This is a genomic window from Pseudoduganella lutea, assembly GCF_004209755.1.
In the GTDB taxonomy this organism is placed as follows: Bacteria; Pseudomonadota; Gammaproteobacteria; order Burkholderiales; family Burkholderiaceae_D; genus Rugamonas; species Rugamonas lutea.
Genome location: NZ_CP035913.1, coordinates 477,076 through 499,429 on the forward strand (window position 1 = coordinate 477,076; position 22,354 = coordinate 499,429).

13 protein-coding genes are annotated in these 22,354 nt (G+C 68.8%); 8 read left to right on the forward strand and 5 right to left on the reverse strand.

The features are described 5' to 3' along the window. Positions 1–51: 51 nt before the first annotated feature. Together EWM63_RS01950 and EWM63_RS01955 are read right to left on the reverse strand one after the other, a co-directional pair. Positions 52–1,680, reverse strand: coding sequence for a glycosyl hydrolase family 8 (locus tag EWM63_RS01950; protein ID WP_165390726.1), 1,629 nt, complete (start codon positions 1,678–1,680; stop codon positions 52–54). 88 nt (positions 1,681–1,768) lie between these two features. Further along, positions 1,769–3,859, reverse strand: a complete 2,091-nt coding sequence (locus tag EWM63_RS01955; protein WP_130185045.1) for an NPCBM/NEW2 domain-containing protein — start codon at positions 3,857–3,859, stop codon at positions 1,769–1,771. A gap of 236 nt (positions 3,860–4,095) precedes the next feature. On the opposite strand from EWM63_RS01955, the gene EWM63_RS01960 reads away from it, so the two are divergent. The 8 genes from EWM63_RS01960 to EWM63_RS01995 all read left to right on the forward strand — a co-directional run bounded on the left by EWM63_RS01960 (position 4,096) and on the right by EWM63_RS01995 (position 17,238). Then, positions 4,096–6,501 (forward strand): glycoside hydrolase family 3 N-terminal domain-containing protein, encoded by a 2,406-nt coding sequence (locus EWM63_RS01960; RefSeq protein ID WP_229487680.1) that lies wholly within the window; start codon positions 4,096–4,098, stop codon positions 6,499–6,501. Between the two features lie 194 nt (positions 6,502–6,695). Then, positions 6,696–8,126 (forward strand): right-handed parallel beta-helix repeat-containing protein, encoded by a 1,431-nt coding sequence (locus EWM63_RS01965; protein ID WP_130185046.1) that lies wholly within the window; start codon positions 6,696–6,698, stop codon positions 8,124–8,126. Positions 8,127–8,361: 235 nt separating this feature from the next. Then, positions 8,362–10,491: a glycoside hydrolase family 88 protein gene (locus EWM63_RS01970; RefSeq protein WP_130185047.1), complete on the forward strand. Its 2,130-nt coding sequence runs from the start codon at positions 8,362–8,364 to the stop codon at positions 10,489–10,491. A gap of 112 nt (positions 10,492–10,603) precedes the next feature. Beyond that, positions 10,604–12,058, forward strand: coding sequence for a polysaccharide pyruvyl transferase family protein (locus EWM63_RS01975; protein WP_130185048.1), 1,455 nt, complete (start codon positions 10,604–10,606; stop codon positions 12,056–12,058). Between the two features lie 133 nt (positions 12,059–12,191). Continuing rightward, positions 12,192–13,211 (forward strand): LacI family DNA-binding transcriptional regulator, encoded by a 1,020-nt coding sequence (locus EWM63_RS01980; protein ID WP_130185049.1) that lies wholly within the window; start codon positions 12,192–12,194, stop codon positions 13,209–13,211. Positions 13,212–13,241: 30 nt separating this feature from the next. Further along, on the forward strand, positions 13,242–14,606 hold the full coding sequence (locus EWM63_RS01985; protein WP_130185050.1) for an MFS transporter: 1,365 nt from the start codon (positions 13,242–13,244) through the stop codon (positions 14,604–14,606). Positions 14,607–14,692: 86 nt separating this feature from the next. Beyond that, positions 14,693–15,952 carry a glycoside hydrolase family 88/105 protein gene (locus tag EWM63_RS01990; RefSeq protein ID WP_207221224.1) on the forward strand — a complete coding sequence of 420 codons (1,260 nt, stop codon included), beginning with the start codon at positions 14,693–14,695 and terminating at the stop codon, positions 15,950–15,952. Further along, a complete protein-coding gene (locus EWM63_RS01995) occupies positions 15,949–17,238 on the forward strand; it encodes a DUF2264 domain-containing protein (RefSeq protein ID WP_229487681.1) in 1,290 nt (429 codons plus the stop codon). Before EWM63_RS01990 ends, EWM63_RS01995 begins: the two co-directional genes overlap by 4 nt. A gap of 196 nt (positions 17,239–17,434) precedes the next feature. On the opposite strand, the gene EWM63_RS02000 is transcribed toward EWM63_RS01995, so the two are convergent. The 3 genes from EWM63_RS02000 to EWM63_RS02010 form a co-directional block, all read right to left on the reverse strand. Beyond that, the gene (locus EWM63_RS02000) at positions 17,435–18,625 is read right to left on the reverse strand and encodes an AraC family transcriptional regulator (RefSeq protein ID WP_130185051.1); all 1,191 of its coding nucleotides are present in this window, start codon (positions 18,623–18,625) and stop codon (positions 17,435–17,437) included. Between the two features lie 141 nt (positions 18,626–18,766). Next, a complete protein-coding gene (locus EWM63_RS02005) occupies positions 18,767–20,821 on the reverse strand; it encodes a tetratricopeptide repeat-containing diguanylate cyclase (protein ID WP_165390727.1) in 2,055 nt (684 codons plus the stop codon). 192 nt (positions 20,822–21,013) lie between these two features. Further along, positions 21,014–22,348 carry a right-handed parallel beta-helix repeat-containing protein gene (locus EWM63_RS02010; RefSeq protein WP_165390728.1) on the reverse strand — a complete coding sequence of 445 codons (1,335 nt, stop codon included), beginning with the start codon at positions 22,346–22,348 and terminating at the stop codon, positions 21,014–21,016. Between the last annotated feature and the right edge of the window lie 6 nt (positions 22,349–22,354).

Below are 22,354 nucleotides of genomic sequence, written 5' to 3' on the forward strand. Positions count from 1 at the left end.
CATGTGCGCCGCGGCCACGGTGTACCGCGCCCGGGCCACGGGGCAGCGTGCTTACTTGGCCGGGATCGGCACTTCCGGCAGGTTCGGCATATTGCCCGTCACCGCGATCATGGTCACCATCAGCACCGTGTCGCCGTAGTATTCGGGCGTCACGCTCTTGCCGTTGTAACTGTAGGGCTGGCCGGGAATCTGCTTGCGCATCCAGTCATACAGGGTATTCAGGCGGGCCTGATTGCTGGCGTCGGTCATCGCGCCCACCGCCATCGCGCCGGCCGTGTGGCGCTGCCCGTAGACAAACGTGTTCGGCCACGGCGAGCCGTTCAGTTGGTAGCCGTACAGCGCCGCGGTCGGGTCGTTGTTGACGGTGTTCATGAACCAGGCCGCGTTCACCTTGGGCAGGTCCTGCGCCAGCGTGGCGCGAATGTTCGCATCGAGGCTGTTGGCGTAGCGTGAATTGCCGTTCTCGTGCCACAGGAAATCGAGCCCCACGCGCCAGGGGATGCGGCACGAGTCGGGGCCGAAGTTGTAACCCTTGGCGGACGGCTTGTACTGGTTCGCGCCCGGCTTCGTCAGGAACGTGTACGGCGTGAGCGCGGTGGCAGGGTTGGCCTCGTAATAATAGTCGAAGGCCTTGTAGCCGGCGCGCAGCGTGTCGCGCCACTTCGCCGCGCGGGTGGCGTCGGAGGCGTTCGCGAATTGCCGCATGTACGACACCACCTGGTAGGAGCTCATCGTGAAGTTGGCATCGCCCTCGGTCGAGGACAGCTCCTTCTCGCTGTTGGCGACCAGGTCCGAGTGGGTATCGCCGCGGTTGTAGACGGCGAACCGCTGCAGCCCGTTGAGGATGGTCTGCGCTTCCGCCCAGTAGTTCGGGTTGCCGTTCCCGCTGCCCCATTTCTTGTCCGCCACCAGCAGCGCGAACGCCGCGTCGATGTCGCCGTCGGGCGCCGTCCACACATCGGCCACGCTGCCGTCGCCATTGATCCGCCAGCTCATCAGGCCCGTGTTCTCGCCGTTCAGGATGCGCCGCTTGGACTTGTAGTACGTGAGCATCTTGTCGAAGTCGCTCTTGCCCTGGTTCGCGCCATCGGCCATGTAGACCGAGATCAGCATGCCGTAGCCCTGGCCTTCGGACACCGTTTCGCCACCCTCGTCGGGCTTGTAGACGCGCGCGCCACCGGTGCCGGCACCCGCCGTGGTCACGTACTTGGCGCGCCACAGGTTGTACATGTCGCGTACGTCGGCGTCCATCTGGTCCTGGCTGTAGTTCGACGGCAATATGCCGCGCCCGTAACCGCGCCTGTACGGAAAGTTCAGCTGGAGCGCGGCGGTGCTGGTGCTGATGTAGCCGGTGCCCGGGCCGCCCGGACGATAGGCCTTGACCCGGTATTCGTAGCGGGTCAGCGGCGCCACGGTGGTGTCGGCATGGCTGCGCAGCGGCTCCTTGACATAGGCGATCTCGTTCCAGGCGGTGGCGCCGACCGGGCGGCGCTCGATGCCGTAGCCGCTGGCGGCCGGCGCGTCCGCACCCCAGGTCACGGTGGCCCTGGGCGTGGCGGGATCGTAGGCCACACGCACGGTGTAGGGTTCGTTGACGGCCGCGCCGGCCAGCGGCGCGGCGCTGGTCATCACGGCGGCAAGCGCCAGTGCTCGCAGGAGGAACCGTTTTTGTTGTTTCATTGTGCTCCCTGATAAAAAAAGTCGGCCCATCGGGCCGAGTCGGGCGTTCGGATCTCCTCCATCACGCCCACACGGATCCGGTCCGCGACTATCCGATAGTCCGGCCGGGTGACGACATGGTCTGTCGGGCACGATTGCCGGGCAATTGCGTTTTCCGCCAGTCCATTGCTGATTTCTCCTGCTTCGGCTCCCTGCCCAGGGCCGCGGCCGGACGGACCGCGCCCAGCGCCGCCTTGCCCCAGGTGACCACCAGGTTGCCGGCGCCGCCCTCGGTACCGACCTGCCGCGCGATCAGTTCCACCACCTTGACGCCCGCCACGTCGGCCTGCAGCGCCCGGGCATCCTGGCCCCAGCGCAGCAAGGGCGTGCTGGCCAGCAGACGGCCATCGCCATACACTTCGAACACCACCGCGTCCCGGCTGTTGCGGGTGCCGTCATCGACGCCCACCTCGGCCGTGAACCGGCTGAACTGGCCATCGTTCTTCACCTCCATGCGCGAGCCGGCCAGGATGCCGATCCCGGTGCGGTAGCCCTTGCCGTTGACCTGCAGCGCACCGTCGTACGGGGTCATGTCCACCTGCGCGCCACCCCAGCCCATGTATTGCGGCCGCTCGCCGCCATTGCGGGTGCCAGCCCAGACATTGATCGACCGGTACACGGTCGGATCCGCCTGCGGTACCACGATGCCATCGTCGGCCACGTGCACGCGGCCCGGCATCTCGGACAGGTACAGGCCGTCGGCCAGTTCGCGTTCGCCGCTCGCTTCGAAGGTGAGCGACTCGTGCGGCTCGAGCCGGAAACTGGTTTCGCCCGTGAAGCTGGACGATGCCTTGCTCCACAGGTTGCGCAGCCGGACCGGCGCGGCCGCATCGAACTTCAGGTGGGCGGCGGTCAGGTCGGCGCTCATTGCCGACCCGGTGCGGTTGACGATCACCACGCCCTTCTTCGACGGGTCGGCCAGCTGCTTGACGATGATCTGGATATCGTGGCTGTCGTAGGCCAGCGTGCCCTGGTTGCCGGCCTTGTCCTGGTTCAGCGCGATGACGTCGGTGTTGCCGTAGATGGCCAGCAGCGACGCCGGCGTCCTGCTCAGGTCTTCGCCGATGAGCAATGGCGCATTGATGATGGCCCACATGGCAAAGTGGGTGCGCGCCTCGGTCAGGTGGCCGGCATCGAATTCGCCATGGCCGATATGCAGCATGTCCGGATCGTTCCAGCTGCCCGGGCGCGCATACAGGGCGCGGTGCGAGGCGCTGTCGAAGGCGTGCAGCATGCGGCCCCACCACGGCGCGATGTCCAGGCTGGTGCGGACCACGTTGCCGACATGCTGGCCCCAGGTGCGGGAATCGGCATCGCCCCACACGCAGACCGAGTACGTGAAGTCGTTGGCCGGGCGGGTCTTCGCCAGGGCGCGCCCCACCTCGTCGTAGGCGTTGCGCACGCCCGCGATATCGGTGCGCAGCGGCGAGACCACGTCGATCCACGGCTGCACCATGCGGTAGCCGCGCTCCTTGACCGGGCGGGATTCGGGACCGTACATGGCCAGCCCGCAGGCGTCGAGCTTGAGGTAGTCGAAGCCCCACTCTCCCATGAACAGGTCGATGTCCTGGGCGACGTGGCCGCGCATGCCGATCGACTTCTCCGCCAGCGTGCCGCGCGGCGAGCGCGCGATGTCGCCAGGGCTGTTGGCCTGCTGTCCGCAAGTGTTGTAACCGATATCGGTATAGATGCCGGGCTTCAGTCCCATGGCCTTGATGCGGTCGGCGAACGGCTTGAAGCTGTTGCCGCCCGGCGTCGCCGCCGACGGGAAGCGCTCGGTATTGACCACCAGGCGGCCGGTCGCGGGATCGCGCCTGGCCGCCCAGCCGTCGTCGATGTTGACATGCACATAGCCGGCCCTGGCCAGCCCCGAATCGACCAGCGCCCGGGTCGATGCCATGACGCGCTGTTCGGACAGGTCGGTGAGAAAGGCGTTCCAGCTGGCCCAGCCCATCGGCGGCAAGGGTGCGTGGCCGCGGGCGAGCGCGGTCCAATTGCCGGTTGCCTGCAGGGGCGCGCGTTCCGGCGTGGTACCGGCGGCCAGCGCGCCACCAGGGCACAGGTTGAACAGGATGAGCAGGGCGGCCGCCAGCGGCAGCATGGGGCTGCGCGGCCGTTGGCGAGGGAGCGTTTCGTGCATGGGTTTTCCGTTGTCGGCATGGCTGGTGAAACGGCGAGTCTGCGCACCCACCGCGCCCTTGGCAATTGCGAAAACAGGCGACCGGTTCATGCTTTTTCGGCATCGCCGCATGCTGGGCCGGCTTGCGCCAGCGCGCACGGGCTGCCAGAAATCGCAACGAAACGTCCAGAAAACGCAATTGAGCTTTGTCGCCGGCCGGGCCAGCATGGCGGATGCCCGCCCGCCCAGGAGAAGAAGTGAGCCGTTCCCGCCGCCGTTTTCTGCAACAAGCCGCCGTTCTCGGCGCCCTGCCCGTCCTGCCCGCCGGAGCCGCCGCCGTAGGCGCGAGGCCACCCGCCGACGCGCCCTACCGCGACCCGCGACTGCCGGCCGTCCAGCGGGTGCGCGACCTGCTGGCCCGCATGACGCTGGACGAGAAGGTCATGCAGCTGCAATGCATCTGGAGCGGCAAGAGCGCCCTCCAGGACCCCGACGGCAGCTTCTCGCCCGACAAGGCCAGCCGCCGCCTGCCGCATGGACTGGGCATGCTGGCGCGCCCCTGCGAGCGCCAGGTCGACGTGGGACTGGACGTGATCGGCGATACCGGCCGCGACGTGCACCGCGATGCCGCCGACACGGCGCGCTACAGCGGCGCGGTGCAGCGCTGGGCGCGCGAACACACGCGCCTGGGCATCCCCCTGCTCCTGCACGAGGAAGCCCTGCACGGCTATGCCGCGCGCGGCGCCACCAGCTTCCCGCAGGCGATCGCGCTGGCCTCGTCGTTCGACCCGGCGCTGGTGACCGAGGTGTTCGGCGTCGCCGCGGCCGAGATGCGGGTGCGCGGCGCCAACCTGGCGCTGGCGCCGGTAGTCGACGTGGCGCGCGATCCCCGCTGGGGCCGCATCGAGGAGACGTTCGGCGAAGACCCGCTGCTGTGCGCGGAGATCGGCAAGGCGGCCGTGCGGGGCTTCAGCGGCGACACGCTGCCGCTGGCGCGCGGCAAGGTGCTGGCCACGCTCAAGCACTTCGCGGCCTACGGGCAGCCGGAGAGCGGCACCAACACCGGGCCGGTGTCGGTGGGCGAGCGGGTGCTGCGCGAGGAATTCCTCGCCCCGTTCGAGGACGTGCTTGCCGCCACGAAGGCCGTCGCGGTAATGCCCGCCTATAACGAGATCGACGGCATTCCGGCGCATGGCCATGACTGGTTGCTGAACCGCGTGCTGCGCGGCGAATGGCGATTCGACGGCATCGTGGTGGGCGACTACGGCGGGGTCGGCAACCTGGCGAACCGCTTCAAGGTTGCCGCCGACCTGGAACAGGCCGCCGCGATGGCGCTGGCCGCCGGGGTCGACGTCGACACGCCGGATGCGCGCGCGTTCCAGAAGCTGGCCGAGGGCGTGCGCGCCGGCCGCATCGACATCGCCCTGGTCGACCAGGCGGTGGCGCGCGTGCTGCGGGTCAAGTTCGAGGCCGGGCTGTTCGAGATGGCCGATGCCGATCCGGCAGCGGCCGACGCCGCCACGGCCACCCCTGCCGCCATCGCGCTGGCGCGCAAGGCGGCCGCGCGCTGCGCCGTCCTGCTCAGGAACGAAGGAGGCCTGCTGCCGCTCGGCGCGGACAAGGTCGGCCGCATGCTCGTGCTGGGCACCCATGCGCGCGACACCCCGATCGGCGGTTATTCCGGTGTGCCGCGCAAGGTGGTGTCGGTGCTGGAAGGCCTGCAGGAAGAAGGCGTGCGCGCCGGCTTCCCGGTAGCCTACGCGGAGGGCGTGCGCCTCACGGAGCAGCGCATCTGGGGCCAGGATCCGATCAACTTCACGCCGCCGGAAGTCAACCGGCGCCTGATCGCCGAGGCGGTCGAGGCGGCGCGCGCGGCCGACACCATCGTCATGGTATTGGGCGACAACGAAATGACGGCACGCGAAGCCTGGTCGGAACGCCACCTGGGCGACCGCCTGGGCCTCGACCTGCTGGGCCAGCAGAACGCGCTGGCGCAGGCCATCTTCGACCTGGGCAAGCCGACCGTGGTGCTGCTGCTCAATGGCCGGCCGCTGTCGGTCAACCTGCTGGCGCGGCGCGCCACGGCGCTGATCGAAGGCTGGTACATGGGCCAGGAAACCGGCCATGCGGTCGCCGACCTGCTGTTCGGCCGCGCCACCCCGGGCGGCAAGCTGCCGGTCACCATCGCGCGCGACGCCGGCCAGTTGCCGGTCCACTACCGCACCAAGGTGGGTGCGCGGCGGGGCTACCTGGACGGTCCTGTCGAACCGCTCTACCCGTTCGGCTTCGGCCTGTCCTATACCCGCTTCGCGATCGGCGCGCCGCAACTGGACCGGAGCAGCATCCGAGCAGGCGAATCGGTGCGGGTGCGGGTCGAGGTGGCCAACGTCGGCACACGCGAGGGCGATGAAGTGGTGCAACTGTACCTGAGCCCGGAGAGCGGGCCCGTCACGCGCGCCACGCTGGCCCTGCGGGCGTTTCACCGCGTCACCCTGGCACCGGGCCAGCGCCGCACCGTGGCGTTCACGCTGGGCCCGCGCGACTTCCACGCCTGGGACCGCGCCATGCGCCGCCAGCCGGCACCCGGCACCTACCAGGTGCGCGCCGGCGCGAGCAGCGTCCAGCTGGCATCGGCGCCGCTGCGCGTGCTGCCGGCCGCCTGAACCGGGCGCGCCAGTCGCCCACGCCCGCACCCGCTTCGACGATGCAGGAAACGAGCTTATGAAATTGATCTCGCCATTATGAATTGCCGTATCCGGCGCCGCCGGCCCTTCGCCGGGCGCGGCAGCGCTCCTATAATCGGCTCGCTGCCCAGCCAGCCCTCGACCGCCTGATTTCCTTGCCCAAGACCGAACCCATGACACTGCGCCTGATTCCAACGACCCTGTCCCTGCTCGTTTCCTTTGCCGTCAGCCACGCGGCGTTCGCCACCGAATGGCACGTCGCGCCGAACGGCGACAACAGCCGCGATGGCCGCACACCTGCCACCGCCTTCCGTACCCTGCAGCACGCCGAGTCGGTGGTGCAGCCGGGCGACGTGGTGCTGCTCGCCAGCGGCGACTACCCCAGCGACCCCGCCTCGGACCGGGCCGACGGATCGGCCCTGCTGAAGATCACCCGCAGCGGCCGGCCGGATGCCTGGATCACGTGGAAGGCGGCGCCGAAGGCGCGCCCCGTGCTGCATCCGCGGGCCTGGGCCGGCATCCAGGTCGAAGGGTCGTACCACATCATCGAGGGCCTGACCCTGGTCGGCGCGAACGACGAGATCGCCCTGGTCAAGGCGCTGGAAGCACCGAAGAAGGCCACCAAGGATCCCTACTACAACACGAACGGCATCCTGGTCGAAGGGCGCCGCAACGGTGCCGACAGCAAGCCGCACCATGTCGTCATCCGCAACAACAGCGTATCGAAATTCCCCGGCGGCGGCATCACGGCGATCGAGGCCGACCACGTCACGGTGGAGAACAATGAAGTGTTCGACAACGCCTGGTTCATGGAATACGGCGGCTCGGGCATCACCTTCCTCACCAACTGGCAGGTCGACGACGCGCCCGGCTATCACATCGTCGTGCGCGGCAACAAGGTGTGGAACAACAGGACCATGGTGCCATGGTCGAAGATCGGCAAGCTGTCGGACGGTAACGGCATCCTGCTCGACGTGACCGACCAGGCCGGCGGCTCGGGCGGCGCCACCAATCCGAACGCCGACGCGGTAGTGCAGGCGGCCAGGCCGGCCGCGCAAAAAGTGGAAGCGGCCACGGCGACCGCCGATCCGGCACCTCCGCCGGGCGTAGCCAAGGGCAAGCGCCCTGTCTGGACCGCGCGCTCGCTGATCGCCAACAACCTGTCGGCCTTCAACGGCGGTTCCGGGATTCACACGTTCCGCGCGGCCCACGTCGACATCGTCAACAACACCACGTACTGGAACGGCAGCGTCGTCGACTACCAGGAACTGTTTCCCAACCGCTCGGACGATGTCGTCATCATGAACAACATCATCGTGCCGCGCCCGGGCGGCAAGGTCACCTCGAACAACCGCAATACCAATATCCGTTGGGATTGCAACGTCTATTCAGCCGCGCAGGACGTGTTCAAGGGTGCGCGCGACAGCGTCGCCGATCCGCTATTCGTCAAGGTGGCGCGCGACTTGCGCGATGCCGACTTCCGCCTGAAACCCGGTAGTGCGGCGCGTGACGCGGGCTGCGCGGAGGTGCCGCAGGCGCTCGACCTGGCCGGCAGGAAGCGCCCGCAAGGCAAGGGCCGCGACCGCGGCGCCTACGAGCAGTAAGCCTTTCCTTCGACGAGCTCCCAGGGCGGGCCGATTTCCGGCCCATGGCGGCGACGGGCGGCGAATCGACGCTCGCCGCGGCAGGGCCGGCGACGCGCATGAGCGCACATGAGCGCACAGGAAAAACGCAACCGGCCGCGTACTTTCGGAATTGCCAACGGCAGGGCCGGCACCAATAATCGCGCCACCACGCTGGCATGCCCAGCCCCGTCATCAACGTTTCGAAAGACCCGCAATGCGCACCATCCTGTACGGACTCGCCCTGAGTGCCGGCATCGGCATGCCGGCACTGGCCGCGGCACCGCAGCCGGCCGGCGGCACGCCCGCCGCCACGGCGCCCGCCGCTGTGCCGAAAGCCACCGAGATCGCCGCCGCCATCGAGCGCACCGTCGCCTGGCAACTGGCCAACCCCAGCGGCACCGCCATGCGGGACTGGGTGATCGCGCCGTTGTACGATGGCCTGATACAGGCCGCGCTGGCGACCGGGCGGGCGCACTACCTGGTGCCGGTGCTGCGGATGGGCCAGCAGTCCGGCTGGACCCTGGGTTCGCGCGGCCGCTTCGCCGACGACCACGCGGTGGGCCATGCCTGGCTCGACCTGTACCTGATGAATCCGCGCCGCACCGAGCGGCTGGCGGCGATCCGCGAGCAGATGAGCGGGATCGTCGACAACCCGATCGCCGAGAAGCTGGTCTACCACCACACGCCCGCGACGCCCGGCGTGAGCTTCGTGGACCGCTGGACCTGGTCCGATGCGCTGTACATGGGCCCGCCCGTGTTCGCGCGGCTGTACAGCGCCACGGGCGACGCCAAGTACCTTGCCTTCATGGACCGCGAATACCGCGCCGCCGTCGATGCCCTGTACGACCGCGGCGAGCACCTGTTCTACCGCGACTTCAACTTCATCGACAAGCGCACCGCGCATGGCAGGAAGGTGTTCTGGAGCCGCGGCAACGGCTGGGTATATGCCGCCCTGCCGCAGATCCTCACCTACCTGCCGAAGAACCATTCCAGCCGCGGCTATTACGAGGCACTGTTCCGCGACATGACGATCGGCATCCTGAAGACCCAGCAGGCGGATGGCCTGTGGCGCCCCAGCCTGCTCGATCCCGAGGAAGTGCCGATCGGCGAAACCTCCGGCAGCGGCTTCTTCGTCTACGGACTGGCCTGGGGCATCAACCACGGCCTGCTGGACCGGGCCGCGACCTGGCCGGCGCTGGCGCGCGGCTGGGCGGGCCTGATGACGCGCGTGCGGTCGGACGGCTACGTCGGCTATGTGCAGCCGATCGGCTCTGCGCCGCGGTCGGAAGAGGCCTACCTGACCGTCATGCCGGACGGGACGAAGGTGCATGCGCCACCCAAGCCGCGCGTGCTCGACCCCGACTCGACCCAGGACTACGGAACGGGCGCGTTCCTGCTGGCCGCCAGCGAGATGCTGCGCCTGGCCGGCGGTGCAAGGTCGGTCAAGCCGGCCGCGCTGCTGGCCGATGCCGAAGCGCGCCTGGCCAGGGAAGCCCAGCAGCCACGCGCCTATGCGCGGGTGGTGCCGGAACGGATGGACGACCTGGCCTGGGAAAACGACAAGGTGGCCTTCCGCATGTATGGTCCGGCGCTGCGCGCGGGCCCGGAAGACAGCGGCATCGACGCATGGTTCAAGAAGGTGCACTACCCGGTGCTGGACAAATGGTATGGCCTGGCCACCGGCAAGCAGCAGAAGAGCTACCACGTCGACCGGGGCGAAGGCTACGACGCCTACCACGTCGGCGACACGCGCGGCGTGGGCGGCCTGGGGCTGTGGGTCGATGGCAGGCTCGTCACCTCCGACACGTTCGTGAAGGGCCATGTGCACTGGAGCAAGGCCGACGTGGCCGAGTTCTCCAACATCTTCGAATACCCGATCAAGATCGACGGCAAGCCGGTCTACGAGCACCGTTATTCGCGCCTGAAGATGGGCGAACGCATGACCGAGATCCGCTCGTTCTTCTCGCATTCGCAAAGCCTGTACGATTCGCATCCGATCCGCGACTTCCCTTACGAGGTGGCGATCGGCCTGGTGACGCAGGATGCGCGCCGGGCGGAGGTGGTGCTGGACGGTCCGCGTGGCCTGATCGCCGTGACCGAACCGGTCGACGGCAAGCCGTTCGGGGCCGGCGTGGTGATCGACCCGGCGCGCGTGGTGCGCACCGCCAGGCTGGCAGCCGCGGACAAGGAAGGCAAGCATGCGCACGGCCTGGTCTTCACCCGCGTGGACGACGCCGGCTACGTGAAGTATCGCAGCGGCTTCGCCTGGAGCGGCGACGGCGAGATCACCCGGCCGGCCGAGTGGCTCGACTACCTGGCGCGCCAGGCTGGGCGACGGCCCTAGTGCCGAAGGGCGATGGCGCCCCATCGGAAACATGAGGCGCCATGCGTTTTCAGTATCGACAGCCCTGCCCCGGCTGGCCTAGCATGGGCATATTGCCCTACTCGAGAATGCGATGCACCAACCCAACCACACCCGTCGCCTGCTGCTGGCGGCACTCGGCGCCGCCGGCACGCTGCCCGCGGCCTTCGCCGCCAGCCCCGCGCGCCGCCCCGTCATCCTGTGGCGCAATGCCTGGAACACCAACAACATCGGCGACATCGGCCACGTGCCGGGCGCCCTGGCCCTGCTGCGCCATTACATTCCCGAGGCGAAGGTCATCCTGTGGGCGCACAAGGACCTGGTGATCCGCGGTGAATACGCCGCGCTGGGCCGGGTGGCCGACGGCGCGCTGGATGCCGGCACGGTCAGCCGCAAGGTGATCCCCGACCTGCACGTGGTGCGCGGCGAACTGGATGCCAACGGCCGTGCCGACAATCCCGCGCTGGACGCGGCCGTTTCCGCCGCCGGCCTGATGGCGATCGGCTCCGGCGCCGGCATCCTCGAGCCGAATGCGCTGCTGCGCTTCACGCGCCGCACCGGCAAGCCGATGGGCATGTTCGGCATCACCACCGACCCGTTCAACTTCAGCAATTTCCACGACGGCGAAGCGAGCCCCGACGTGCAGGCGCTGCGCGCGGCCAGCTTCGTGTTCACGCGCGAGCGCACCTCCTTGCGCGTCCTGCGGGGCGAGGACGTCGACGGCCCGGACGGCGCTTCGCCGGACCGGCCAGACACCCCCGTCAACGAAGCCATCAACCGCAAGGCGACCGGCATCGACCTGTCCGGGGTGCCGGCCGCCTTCGTTCCCGACACGACGTTTGCCTTCGCCGCGCGCGACGAGGCGCGCGCCCGCGTGTTCCTGCAGACGCACGGACTGGCATCGGGCAAGTTCATCTGCGTGGTGCCGCGCCACCGCTGGACCCCGACAGGCACGCCGACCCGCCAGGGCGATTCGCGGGATGCCTACAATGCGCTGTACTTCGAACGGGACTGCGCCGCGCTGCGCACGGCCATCGTGGCCTACGTGCGCCAGACCGGCAACAAGGTGGCGCTGGTGCCCGAAACGGTCTACGTGGTCGCGCACCTGGATGCCATGCTGCGCGACGGCCTGCCGGCCGACGTCGCCGCGAAGGTGGTGACGCGGCGCGACTACTGGCTGCCGGACGAGGCGCAATCCGTGTTCGCCCATGCCCAGGCCGTGGTCAGCATGGAGAACCACTCGCCGATCCTTGCGGCGGCCGCCGGCACCCCGTTCGTCATGGTGCACCAGCCGGAAGACTCGTTCAAGAGCGACATGTTCGCCGACATCGGCCTGGGCGACTGGTATATCGAAGACATCAACCGCGCCGGCGGCGCCGACGTGGCCGATGCGCTGATGCGTATCGTGACGGACCTGCCGGCCGCCCGGCGCCGCCTGGCCGGCGCCATGGCCCTGGTCGAGGAACGCCACCAGTTCGGCATGCAGCGCCTGCGCCAATTGCTTGCCCTGCCGCCGTCGCGCGCGCCGCGCTACCGGGTGCGAGCCTGAGCCTGCCCGAGGCAGCCCGTCGGCATGCTCCGGGCAGGGCCTGTTTCTGCTACCATGCGGCACGATGAAATGAACCGCGGCAGGCGCAGTTTCGCCGCCCCCGACAAGGTCCCGACCAGGAGCAGGAACCCCGATGATGCGCAAGGCAGTCACGTTGCAGCAGGTAGCCGATGCGGCCGGCGTGTCGCTGAACACAGCATCGCGCGCGATCCGTGCCGACCGCTATGTTTCCGACGAGGCGCGCGCGCGCGTCCAGGAAGCCGCCGAGCGGTTGCAGTATCGTCCCAATGTGCTGGCCCGGCGCATGCGCGGCGACAAGGCACGCCTGCTGGGCATCTTCGTCAATGCGATCGGCTGGGGCGTCGTGCACGAGCTGGTCGACCACATCAGCGAGGAGGCGCGCCGCCTCGACTTCGACCTGGTGGTGTTCTCGGCCCAGAACTTCCATGACCGCCGCCGCATCGGTACCAGCGACCTGCTGGCCGACCTGTGCGACGGCCTGCTGATGCTGCTGCCCAATCGCGAAGACAAGATCCTCGACGTGCTCGAACGGGAGCGCGGCAACTGCGTGCTGGTCAGCTTCGCCGCGCGCGAGATCGGCCTGCCGGTGGTCTCGGTGGACAACCGCGCGGGCGGGCGCACGGCCACCGAGCACCTGCTGGGCCTCGGCCACCGGCGCATCGCCTTCATCCACGGCAGCCATGCCACCGGCCAGAGCACCGAGCGCCAGAAAGGCTATGTCGATGCACTGGAAGCGGCCGGCATTGCGCCCGATCCCGCCCTGATGGTGCTGGGGAACTTCAATCCCGTCGAAACCCGCGCCGCCACCACCGACCTGCTCGACCTGGCCGAGCCGCCCACCGCCATCTTTGCCGCCAACGACGGCATGGCGCTCACCGTGCTGGAAGTGCTGCGTGCACGCGGCCTGGCCGTGCCGGCTGACATTTCCGTGATCGGCTTCGACGACATGCCCCTGGCCAGCTATGCGCAGCCGCCCCTGACCACCCTGCGCCAGCCTTCGCACGACATCGCCGTGCGCGCCGTGCACCGGCTGCTGGCCATGATCGACGGCGAGCCGTTCGATCCGGCGCGCGAGCTGATCGCGGCCGAACTGGTGGTGCGCGCATCCACCGGCCCGCTCCGGCGAAACTGACCCGCCAACCCCGCCACCTGCCTATCGCGCATGGCCCCGCCCCTGATCGACCGCGCGCGCGCGCCGCGCTACGACGCCGGGACGCTGCGCTACAGCCTGCTCGGACTGCTGCTGGTGATCGGCTGGCTGCTGGTCGGCGAGATCGGCTTCGCCATGCGCGACCGCGCGGTCATCCCCACCGCGCTGGAAGTGCTGCGCCGTTATGGCGCCTCGAATCACACGGTGTCAGTGCTGTTGAGCGGCATCCCGGCGCTGCTGTCGCTCGTGATGAGCCCCCTGATCGGACCGGTCTCGGACCGCCTGCGCAGCCGCTGGGGGCGCAGGAGGCCCTTCCTGGCCGTGCTGGCCCCGCTCGGTGGACTGGCCCTGCTGGGCATCGCCGGCTCGAACCGGCTGGGCACGATCATCGCCGGCATCCCGGGAGCCGGTGGCGCGCCGGCCGAGCACGCGCTGACCGTGTTCGCGGTCTGCTGGACCATTTTCGCCGGCGTGCTCCTGTGCATGCAGGCGCTCTACACGGGGCTGATCAATGATGTGCTGCCGCGCGCCTGGCTGGGCCGCTTCTTCGGCCTGTACCGGGTGCTCAGCCTGGGGATCGGCATCGGCTTCTACCTGTGGGTATTCCCGCTGCTGGACGCTGATCCGCACCGGGTGATCGCGCTGATCGCCGTCATCTTCACGGGCATGATCCTGCTGATGTGCGCGATGGTGCGCGAAGGCGCGTATCCGCCGGCCACGCCCCGCCCCGGCGCGGCTGCGCCGCCCCTGGCGCGGGCCCGCGCTACCCTGGCGGAAGCCTTCACCCTGCCGCAATCGGGCTGGATCTATGGCGCGCTGATCCTGGGAGGCATGGCGTTCGGCCCCTTCAACACCTTCAGCCAGTACCACGCCGAATCGCTGGGCGTGACCAAGACCGAACTGGGCGAGCTGTCGTCGCTGGCCTATGGCGTGTCGATGGCGCTGGCGTTGATGATCGGCATGCTGGTCGACCGCATCGGCGCGGTGCGCATGTCCCTGTACGTGATGGCGCTATACAGCGTGGCTGTCGGCGCCGGCTACGTGCTGCTTGCCGACGCCGCCGCGTTCCGCCATGTCTACACGGCGCACGTGATCCTGTCGGGCGCCTACTTCACCGCGGCCGCATCGCTGCCGATGGCGCTGTTCCCGCGCCTCGATTTCCTGCGCTTCTGCGCGTTTCGCGACCTGCTGGGTTCCTTCCTCGGCATCGCCCTCAGCTTCGCGCAGGGCGCCGTACTGGACCGCTTCGGGCAGGACTACCGCCTGACGCTGCTGTTTGCCGCGCTGTGCGGCGCCACCTGCGCCCTGTGCCTGGCACGCCTGGCCTGGGCCGGCCACGGGCGCCCGGACCCGCCGGCCGCGCAGGGAAATCGCTAGGGCACCAACCAGATTTCGCAATTGCCGGGCAAGCCGCCAGGCCGCAGACTTCGGCCATGGCACCGCGATCGCCGCGGCGCACCTTCATGGATCATGCACCTATGCCCGTCACCGATTCATCCATCCCGCTTTCCCCTGCACGCCGGCCGCGTGCCCCGCGCCGTGCCTGCCGTGGCGCCGGCACGTTGCTGCTGATGCTCCTCGCCCTGCAGGCGCCGGCGGCCACGGCGGCCACCTCGGCGCAGCCGACGCTCGCACCGGACGCCGTACTCGCCCTCGCCGAGCGTGCCGCCGACTACCAGCTGGCCAGCATGGCGGCCGGCTGGGTGCCGGCCAACGCCGCCTACGAAACCCCGGACAGGAAGGGCTGGGTGCAGGGTGCGTTTTTCGTCGGGCTGACCGACCTTGCCGCGCGCAGCAGCCGCCCGATCTATCGGCAGACGATTTTGTTGCGGGGCATCGCCAATGAATGGAAACTGGACGAGCGCCTGTACCATGCCGACGACCAGGTGATCGGCCAGTCCTATATATGGGCCGCCGCCAACGGCGCCGGCCCTGAGGCGCTGGCGCCGAGCCGCAAGGCACTTGACCAGATCCTCGAGAAGCGTCCGCGCGTGCCGCTGGGATTCTTCACCGAAGCCGGCGTCGATTGCCAGACCCGCTGGTGCTGGTGCGACGCGCTGTTCATGGCGCCGCCACTGTGGGCGCAGATGAGCCGCGCCACCGGCGACACCCGCTACGCCAGCTTTGCCAAGGAAGAGCTGAAGGTCACCACCGATTACCTGTTCGACCCGAAGGAGCACCTGTACTACCGCGACTCGCGGTTCTTCGACCGGCGCGGCCCGGATGGCGAAAAGATCTTCTGGAGCCGCGGCAACGGCTGGGTGTTCGCCGGCCTCGCGCGCACGCTGGAGGCGCTGCCGAAAACCGATCCGGGACGGGGCGCCATCGAGACCACGTTCCGGCAGATGGCCGCCAGGCTGCGCGGCATCCAGAAACCCGATGGTTACTGGAGCCCCTCGCTGCTGGGCAATCCGGCAAAGTCGCTGCCCGAATCCAGCGGCACCGCCTTCTACACGTATGGCTTCGCCTGGGGCATCCGCAATGGCCTGCTCGATCGTGCCGGCTACGAGCCGGTGGTGCGCCGCGGCTGGCGCGCGTTGACGGCATCGGTCCACCCCAGCGGCAAGGTCGGCCACGTGCAGCCGATCGGCGACAGTCCGGACAACGTCACTCACGACGATACCCAGTATTACGGCGTCGGCGCTTTCCTGATGGCCGCCACGGCCGTGGCCGACCTCAAGCTAGACGCCTCGAACCAACCCTCCAAAGCAACCAGCAAATGACGAACATTCCCATGCAAGACCAGCCACCCAAACGCCGCTTGTTCCTTGGCGGCCTTCTCGCCGGTTCAGCCGCCCTGACCGCCGGATTGCCGCTGTCGGCACTCGCCGCCGGCACGCAGGCATCGCCGCCGGCGCGCCAGTACCTGGTGAAGCTGCTCGAACGCATCGCCGAGCCGGTGTTCAGCGCCATGGCCGAAGGCAAGCTGAAACAGACCTTCGAGCTGGAGCTGTCGCCCACCTGGGACGGCCGGCCGAAGGAAGTCGCCTATCTCGAGTGCTTCGGCCGCCTGCTGTCGGCCTGCGCGCCATGGTTCGCCCTGCCCGACGACGACAGTGCCGAGGGCAGGAGCCGCAAGCGCCTGCGCCAGCTGGCCCTGAAGAGCCTGGCGCACGCGGTCGACCCGGCCAGCCCGGACTTCCTGCTGTGGCAGGGACCGCCCCAGGTGCTGGTCGATTCGGCCTATATCTCGAGCGCCATGCTGCGCGCCCCCGCCGCGCTGTGGGAACCGCTCGATGCCGCCACCAGGGGGCGCATCGTGGAGGTGATCAAGGGTATCCGCAGTATCGAGTCGGCCCATACGAACTGGCTGCTGTTCGCCTCGATGAACGAAGCGTTCCTGCTGTCGGTGGGCGAAAAATACGACCCGCTGCGCCTGACCACGGGCGTGCGCAAGATGCGCGAATGGTATGTGGGCGATGGCTGGATCAAGGATGGCGACACCTTCCACTTCGACTACTACAACGCCTTTGTCATCTATCCGATGCTGGTGACCGTGCTGCAGACCATGGTCAGGTACAAGGCCAGTTACTGGGGCGCCGCGCCGGCCGACCTGCTGGCCCAGGCTACCCGGCGCATGCAGCGCTACAGCGAGCACCTGGAACGCTACATCTCGCCCACCGGGACCTACCCGCCGATCGGCCGTTCGATCACCTATCGCACCGCGGCGTTCCAGCCGCTGGCCTTCCTGGCGCTGCACAGGCTGCTGCCCGCCAGCCTGCCCGAAGGCCAGGTGCGCGCGGCGCTGGAGGCGGTGCACCGGGCCATCTGGACGCCGGCCGGCAATTTCGGCAAGGGTGGTTTCCTCACCATCGGCTTCGCCGGCCACCAGCCCACGCTGGGCGACTGGTATTCCAACACCGGCAGCATGTACATCGCCGCGGAAAGCCTGATCACGCTGGGACTGCCGGCCAGCGACAGCTACTGGACCGCGCCGGCCCTGGACTGGACCCAGAAGAAAGCCTTCGCCAACCAGCCCTTCCCCAAGGACTACCACGTCGACTATTGAGGCGCCCGGGAAGCAGGCAAGCGGCGCGGGGCGCGGCCGGTCGCGGCCACGCCCCGCGCCGGCTTTTGCTTCTTCCTGGATTTGCAGCACGCCGCTTCCCTGACCCGCCACGTGCCGGTGGCGCACGGAAACGACAACGCCGGCGTGCGGGCCGGCGTTGTCATGCGGGATGCCGGTACAACCGGCTCGGGGGCCTTCAGGCGGCGGCGAGCGCGCCTTGCTTGAGGATGCGGTCCTGCCACACGCGCGGCGTGCAGCCCAGCTCCCGCCCGAAGACGGTGTACAGGTACTGCACCGAGGTGAAGCCGCAATTGACCGCCACCTCGGGCATGCTGGCCGCCCCGCTGCGCAGCATCTGCTTGGCTTCTTCCAGCTTGAAGCGCAGGATCTCGTCGTGCACGGAGCGCCCCAGCTCGCGCTTGAAGCGCGCTTCCAGCGCCGAGCGCGACATGCGCACGTAGTACGCCACCTGCTCCGCCTTGATGCCGCGCCGGGCATTCAGGCGGATGAAGTGCAGCGCGCGCATGACCTGCGGATGGTAGCTGGGCGCACCGGTCTTGTGCGGGGCCTGCGCCAGTTCCAGCGGGGCCACCCATTCCTCCTGCACCTGCAGGCGGCGCTCGAGCGCGCGGTGCAGCATCTGCGCGGCGCGCCGGCCCATTTCCTGCCGGTCCAGCATGACCGAGGCCAGCGGCACCGGCGACAGGTCCTGCGCCAGCGGGTCGCTGTCGATGCCGACGATCAGCACCTGCGATCCGGCGTCGTAGCCGGCCAGCGCACAGGCCTGGGTCAGCAGGCGCGCACGGATCTCATCCGCGGCGAAGATCGCCACCGGCTTGGGCAGGCCATCCAGCCACCCGATCAGCCGGGTCATCGCCACGCCGAATACCGGCTGGCTGCCCTGCTCGCCCTGGAACACGGACACATCGGCCCGGTCGCGCCGGGCCAGCGCGATGAATTCTTCTTCCCGTTCCCGCACCCAGCACCGTCCCTCCGCGGCCGGCGCACTGAGGACCGCGAAACGTGCCGCACCATGGCTGATCAGGTAGTCGTAGGCCTTGCGCACCAGCGCGACGTTGTCGGCGAAGACCGTGGGGGCGCGGTGTTCCACGGGCAGTGCGCTGCGGCCCAGCGCAACGCCGATCACGGTGGCGCCGCCCGCCCGCAGCGATTCCACGTCATGGACATCGCTGTTGACAATGAAGGCGTCGGCATGCCTGGCGAGCGGCGCCAGCGATTCGCCGTCGGCAGGGGCGCTCGTCAATAACAGGTTCCAGTTGAGCAGATGCTGGCGCATGTGCTCGACAATGCCGGTGATCATCTTGCTGTTGCTGACTTCATTTTCGCCCAGCAACAGGGCGATTCGGCTACGTTTGGTCGGCTCCACGGCATGTCTCCTGTATTCGCGTTTTTGGTTCAAGGAACGTTACCAGACGGCTCTGGTAACGTTCCTTGAACAATTTTTTATCATGTTATGGCGCGTAATGGAGGACGTCAACAGGTTTCTGGTAACGTTGCGAGAGTGTTGTCAGGATGCATAGCTCAGACCCGCATCGCCGGCAGCGCCAGCGTCCGGGGCCGACGGCAGGATCGTGCGCAGGCCAACCAGGCCGGCGGCGACAGCTGCGCCAAGGTCGCGCTCCAGCTCGGCCACGGGTGGCGGCGGCCCCGTCGGCGGCAGCAACTGGCAACAGCGGTTGCGCCCCGCCGACTTGGCCAGGTACAACGCCCCGTCGGCCAGTTCCAGCGCCTGCTGCCAGCCGCACTGCGCCTCGTCCAGGCCGGCAAACGGCAGGTCGATCATGCCGGCGCTGACCGTGACCCGCAGCAGCGTGCCGCCCGCGTCGACCGGGGTGCCGGCGATCGCATCGAGGATGCGCCGGGCCAGGGCGGCGGCCTGCGCGGCATCGCAGCCGGCCGAGTGGATGACGAACTCCTCGCCGCCCCAGCGCAGCACGGTGTCGCTGTCGCGCACCACCGCCTGCAGGCGTTTCGCCACCTCGACCAGCACGGCATCGCCCGCGCCATGGCCGTGGGTGTCGTTGACCTGCTTGAAATGGTCGAGGTCCAGCACCACCAGGACGTCGCCGGCGCCCCGTGCCTGGCCGCGCCGCTCATGTGCGACACCGCCGGCACGCGCCTGCATCCTGTCGACGAACGAACGGCGGTTGTACAGCCCGGTGAGCGGATCGCGCTCCGCATGCTCCGCCAGGCGCCCGTTCAGTTCCCGCAAGCGGGCATTGGACTTGCCGGCGCGACGGTACATCAGGCCGATGAAACCACCGATCACCAGCATCAGCACCACCGCCAGGCCCAGCACCACGCGCTGCAGCTCGCGGTTGCGGATGACCGCATCCTTGAGCCGGTTCTGCTCCTGCAGCAATTCGATGCGCCGCTGGTTCTCCGTCCGTTCGAAGCGCTCCTGCAGCGCCGCGACAGCCTTGCTGCGCTGCTCCGTGAATTGCTTGCGCTCGAGCTCCTGCTGTTCGCGCAGCACCCCGACCAGTTCCTTCAGCGCACCCTGGCGCTGCAGCATGCGGCCCTTCTCGTCCAGCATGCTGACGAGTGCCTGCTTGTTGCCCTGCCTGCGGAAATGCGCGATGACCTGGTCGATGTAGCCGAGGGCTTCCGCCAGCCTGCTCTGGCCGCCCAGCGCAAAACCGAGATTGGCGCGCGCCGTGATCGCCGTGCCGTTGTCGGCCGACGCCTCGGCCACCCGCAGGGCAGCGCGGGAAAGGCGCTCGGCATCGGCGAACCGTTCGCGCCGCAGTGCCAGGTCGGCCCAGTCGGCCAGCACCCGCCCTTCCAGCACGGACATCGCGCCGTCGCGGCTGATGCGCAGGGCGCGGGCGAAATCCTGTTCCGCCTCGGCCGGGCGTCCAAGATCGATCAGCGACAATGCGCGCGCCAGGTGCAGCAGGGACCGCGTCCGCGCGCGCAGCCTGCCATCGTCCGCCTGGAAGGCTTCCGTCACCACGCGATACGCGCCGGCATGGTCCAGCAAGCCGGTATAGGTGTAGGCGATGTTCATCAGCGCCTCGACCCGCGACGCGGCCGGGTGTCCGGTCCGGTCGCTGAGCGCGGCCCCGGCCTGGAACCGCTCGATGGCGTGTTCGTACTCCGCCTTGAGCAAATGCGCCCGCCCGTAGGCCATGTCGATGCTGAACGCCAGGTCGGGTGCGCCAGGCAGGTCGCCCCCGCCGGCGACGCGATCCAGCGCTTCGCGGGCGGCATCGGGCCGATAGCTGCGCAGGTGCTCGTCGATGTCGGGCAGCTGCGCCCAGGCCAGGCTGACCGGGTCGCGCTCCCGCAGGCCCAGCTCGCGCAGCTGCATGCTGACCCGTCCCGCAGCGGCGTTGTCACCCAGGTCGACATACGCCTGCCGAAGGCGCAGCAACAGCGCGCGCCGCACCGGCAAGGCCCGTGCTCCGGGTTCCGCGGCGAAGTGCTCGAGAACGGCGATGGCTTCGCGCGGACGGGTCTGTGCAAGTGAATCGGCCGCCGTCAATGGCGCAGGCAGTTCGGCGCCGCTGGCCATGGCCGTGATGCCCATGCCGATGAGCACCAACGTAACGCCGATCAATACCATTCTCCGAGCCGTTCCCACGATCATGCTGTCATCGCCAACGAAAGTGGCCACGCTGCGCGGCCGGATCGGAAATGATACTGCTATCCAACACCAGCTAATCAAAGGGAAGAAAAAAAACGCGCCCTCGCACCACATTGCGCGGTGCGGCCGTCTCTTTTCCGAACGCGATCTGCGGATGCGGCGCGGTCAGTCGGCGGTCACCAGCCCGGCCTTCCAGGCCGGCTGGCCCGGTGCGAAGGCGCCGAAGTAGCCTGCGGCGGCCCGCGGCGCCGGCAGGCGGGGCCGGTAGTCTTCCGCCTGCTCGTCGACGAATTGCACCGGCGCGGCCACCTCGGTCGGTGCCAGCGGCCCGCCCAGCATGGTGGGCACGTCGCCGTTCGGCGTGGTGTACAGGTTGTTGGCGCGCTTTTCGGGCACGATGCCCAGCGGATGGGCCGCGCTCTTGTACAGCCGCTGCCGGCCATCGAGCACGAACAGGTTGTTGGCCACCTCGAAGCCATCGATTCCCTTGTCGTTGAAGCTCCAGAACACCGTGCCGAGCGGGAAGAAGTCGCTTTCGGGGAAGTTCGGCAGCGACAGGCGCACGATCGTGTTGTTCAGGATGCGCACGTTGCGCACATTGGTACCGCCGACGAACTTGTCCACGTCGACCGACAGGTTGTGCTCGATGAGCACGTTCTGCGAGCGCCCGGCGATCTCGAGGAAGCCGCCCTTCACGTCGAACGAGACGTTGTGGTGCACGTGGATATCGTGGGCGTCATATTCGGGGTCCTCGCCGTCCAGCTCCACGGCCGCGCCGTCATTGACATAGATGCCGCCGTAGAAGCCGATGTTCTGCATGCGGTTGTAGGCCACCTCGTTGTGCGGGCCGACGATCGATACCGCGATCGCGCCCCACTGCTCGGTGATCTTGCCGCTGTCGCGGAACAGGTTGTTCACCACGCGGGAATGGGCGCCGCGCACGCGCACGCCGACCGGGGTATTGACGAACTCGTTGTTGCGCACGGTGACGCGCTGCGCGCCGCGGTCCACGAACAGCGCCGCCAGCTGCGTCACGCCGCGGTGCTGCGCGCTCTCCTTCCAGGGCACCGGCGGATTGTCCGGCGGCGGGGTCGGCGTGTCGTGCAGGTACAGGTTCTCGACCACGACATGGCTGCCGAAGACCTCGATGACACGACCCATCGACCAGGCGTGGAAGGGGTTCGACAGGCGCGGCGCCCGCCCCTTGCCGTAGCTGGAGACCACGATCGGCTGGCGTTCGGTGCCCGACTGCGCTACCCGCAGCGCACCGGCCCACGAACGCCCGCGCGCGAAGTACAGGCCTTCGCCCGGCTTGAGCACGGCGCGGTTGGCGCGCTCGATGCTCTTCCATGGCCGCTCGCGGGTGCCCGGGTTGTCATCCGAGCCGGCGGCCGAGTCGAGGTAGTAGCCGGCGGCAGTGCCCGTGGCACCGGGCGCGGCACAGGCAGCGGCGGCGGCCAGGCACAGGCCGGCCACCAGCACCTGAAGAAAACGCGGCAAGCGGGA

What these genes read in the sequence shown, in the direction of transcription:
- EWM63_RS01950 (WP_165390726.1), bottom strand. Translation starts at nt 1,680, where the DNA reads ATGAAACAACAAAAACGGTTCCTCCTGCGAGCACTGGCGCTTGCCGCC.
- EWM63_RS01955 (WP_130185045.1), bottom strand. Translation starts at nt 3,859, where the DNA reads ATGCACGAAACGCTCCCTCGCCAACGGCCGCGCAGCCCCATGCTGCCG.
- EWM63_RS01965 (WP_130185046.1), top strand. Translation starts at nt 6,696, where the DNA reads ATGACACTGCGCCTGATTCCAACGACCCTGTCCCTGCTCGTTTCCTTT.
- EWM63_RS01970 (WP_130185047.1), top strand. Translation starts at nt 8,362, where the DNA reads ATGCGCACCATCCTGTACGGACTCGCCCTGAGTGCCGGCATCGGCATG.
- EWM63_RS01975 (WP_130185048.1), top strand. Translation starts at nt 10,604, where the DNA reads ATGCACCAACCCAACCACACCCGTCGCCTGCTGCTGGCGGCACTCGGC.
- EWM63_RS01980 (WP_130185049.1), top strand. Translation starts at nt 12,192, where the DNA reads ATGATGCGCAAGGCAGTCACGTTGCAGCAGGTAGCCGATGCGGCCGGC.
- EWM63_RS01985 (WP_130185050.1), top strand. Translation starts at nt 13,242, where the DNA reads ATGGCCCCGCCCCTGATCGACCGCGCGCGCGCGCCGCGCTACGACGCC.
- EWM63_RS01990 (WP_207221224.1), top strand. Translation starts at nt 14,693, where the DNA reads ATGGATCATGCACCTATGCCCGTCACCGATTCATCCATCCCGCTTTCC.
- EWM63_RS01995 (WP_229487681.1), top strand. Translation starts at nt 15,949, where the DNA reads ATGACGAACATTCCCATGCAAGACCAGCCACCCAAACGCCGCTTGTTC.